Genomic DNA, 2,684 nt, shown 5'->3' on the forward strand with positions numbered 1-2,684 from the left:
GATCTGATACGGCTGCTGCATCACTTTCATAATACATTTAAGCTTTTCAATACCTGGCCCTTTCATCTGACCATCTTGTTGGTACTGATAAGGACGCCACTCCTGGGTAACCAGCAGTAATCGATCCGGGCGCACTTCACTATGAGCATCGAAACTAACCCAAGATGCCCAAAACATTGTCAAAGCAAACTGAATCCTTCGTGGATAAAAAAACATCATGAAACTTATTGTTGCTCCTGCATCAATTTGCCTTTTATGTCGTTGCCAGACTGAAGAACTCTTCAGTAAAACAGTGAGCCAGAGTACTGCAACGATGCTTTATGAGATAAGCCAACCGATTAAACACCAGTGACTGAATCAACTCCTGATAGCTCATCCCCTCTCCCGCCAAATCATGACAAACGATACTTAAGTTTCTGCCTTCCGGCCGTTTGAGATCCGGCTTAGGATTCGCTTCAAGCACAAACAGCCGACCACGTGAGTCCATTCGCAAATCAACTCGAACCAGGGTATGTAATCCCAACTGGTTGAAGATTTTTGAGCCGATTCGGCTCAGCTCACGACGAAGATCGTATTCTTCAACTTTCAACAACCTATCTGCCGTGACGGGCTTAACATCCATGGAGGTAAAAATCATTTCCCCTTCGGCAAGTACACGCTCTGTAACAGAAAATGAGAAAGGCTGCTCACGTTCAACCAGGGTACCGCCTTTGAAAATGATCGGCCCGGCAACAGCAACAACAAACTCTCTTCCCGAAAGAAACGGCTCAACCAGCACGGTATTGCATGTTGCTTCTTGCACCAGCTTTATCGTCTCTGGCAGTTTCGCCCGCTCAAGGACCGGATGAACATGAATCGATGCCCGCCCTGAAACAGGCTTGACAATAAAGCCTTGCCCGAACTCCTGCTCGATCAAGTCCAGCATCAGTCGCTTGGCATCATCATCGACACTTTCACCGTGACCAATAGTGATAAATGGTGCAGTCGGGATCCCGGCAGCATGGAGCTCATGTTTAAACAAATGCTTGTTATCCAATATCCCAGCCGTCATCGGTGAATGCCCAACATACGGCACTCCCAGCATTTCCAGCATTGATGGCAAATGACACATAGGATCAAAACCTTGTAAGCCACCACTGTTAGTAATAACAAGGTCAACCCCTAAGTCTTTCAATGTTTGAGGTAGCGCCAAGTTCTCAGCCAATACCTCTACGTGCCGAAAACCGGACTCTCGCAACGCATCAGCCATATCGCAAGCCACTGGCAGATACGTTTTGGTCGAACGCGGGCTTAGGTTTTCATAGATATAATTATCCGGTTGTGCCTTTTCGCCTCCGTGCACAACCGCGATTTTTAGTGAACTTCGAATCCATTGAAGTTGTTTCGTATTAAATGGACTATTCTTCACTATCTGCCCTGACCCTGATTAATCTCTAGTATTTATGCACTGACCGATACCAAACCATCTTTGAAATACCGTCCATACTATCGTTGGTACTTTATTTGATTTCGGTTGCAATCCCGCCATCTACAACGCTGACATCAATCTGACTCACTATCTGTCCTTGGCTCAGGCGAACAATGCATTGAGTAGCCAGTTCCGGCATCAACGTTCGATTAATGATCTGCTCGATAGCCCTAGCCCCGGTTTCCGGTGACGTATTCTGAGCAATCAGGTGCTCGATCAACGCATCACTGTAGCTGAACGTAGCACCATAATGTTCCTTGACTCGCTTCTCGATACGGCGCAATGACAAGCGGGCAATTTGAGCCATTTCATCATCATTCAGCGGAAAATAAGGGATAACCGTCGAACGGCCGATAAAGGCTGGCTTGAAGTACTGCTGCAAGGCAGGGAAAATCGTTTTGGTCAGCTCCGGAATGGCCGGTCTTTCCTGCACGCATGCATCTACCACAGCACTGTCTGCTGCATTCGATGTCATAATAATGATGGTATTTCTGAAGTCGATATTCCGGCCTTCGCTATCGGAAATCGAACCTTTGTCAAAGATCTGATAAAACAGATCATGCACCCCGGGATGGGCCTTTTCCATTTCGTCAAGCAGTAAGACCGAATACGGATTTTTCCGCACCGCTTCTGTCAATACCCCGCCCTTACCATAGCCGACATAACCGGCAGGCGATCCCAGTAGCATTGATATCTTGTGCTCTTCCTTAAACTCCGTCATGTTGATAGTGGTGATATTTTTCTCGCCGCCATATAGCAAATCGGTCAGCGCCAGAGCCGTTTCTGTTTTACCAACCCCGCTCGGTCCACACATCAGGAACACCCCAATTGGCTTGCGAGGATCAGTCAGTCCGGCTCGGGACATACGGATTGCCTGAGCGATCTCCTTTATCGGTGCTGTCTGGCCGATAACCCGCTCACCGATGCGCTCTTCCAGATGCAGTAAGCGCTCGACCTCATCCTTGACCATATTTCCGACAGGGATACCGGTCCATAAAGAGATAACCTGAGCTATCGTCTGGGTATCCACTTGAGGCATGACCAATGGTGACTCACCCTGAACCTCATGCAACTCAGCCAATTTCTGCGCAAGCCGCTGCTGCTCGCCACTTTCTGTAAGCGCATCGCCAGCCAGAAAAGCCTCATCAATTTGATTCTGTAGTTCAGTAATTTCAGTGACTAGGGTTTTCTCTGCCTCCCAGCGTTCTGCCAGTTG

Annotated in this window: 2 protein-coding genes and 1 pseudogene; all 3 read right to left on the reverse strand. The window is 48.1% G+C overall.

The window, feature by feature from the left end; genetic code table 11:
- Positions 1–177 (reverse strand): annotated as a pseudogene (locus MHN01_RS23790) (ABC transporter substrate-binding protein); the annotation flags it as partial.
- A gap of 76 nt (positions 178–253) precedes the next feature.
- Positions 254–1,408 carry a D-alanine--D-alanine ligase gene (locus MHN01_RS23795; RefSeq protein ID WP_239413833.1) on the reverse strand — a complete coding sequence of 385 codons (1,155 nt, stop codon included), beginning with the start codon at positions 1,406–1,408 and terminating at the stop codon, positions 254–256.
- A gap of 91 nt (positions 1,409–1,499) precedes the next feature.
- The coding region (locus MHN01_RS23800; RefSeq protein ID WP_239413834.1) for an AAA family ATPase at positions 1,500–2,684 on the reverse strand (1,185 nt) is incomplete at its 5' end.

It is taken from the genome of Photobacterium sp. OFAV2-7 (assembly GCF_022347985.1).
Lineage (GTDB): Bacteria > Pseudomonadota > Gammaproteobacteria > Enterobacterales > Vibrionaceae > Photobacterium.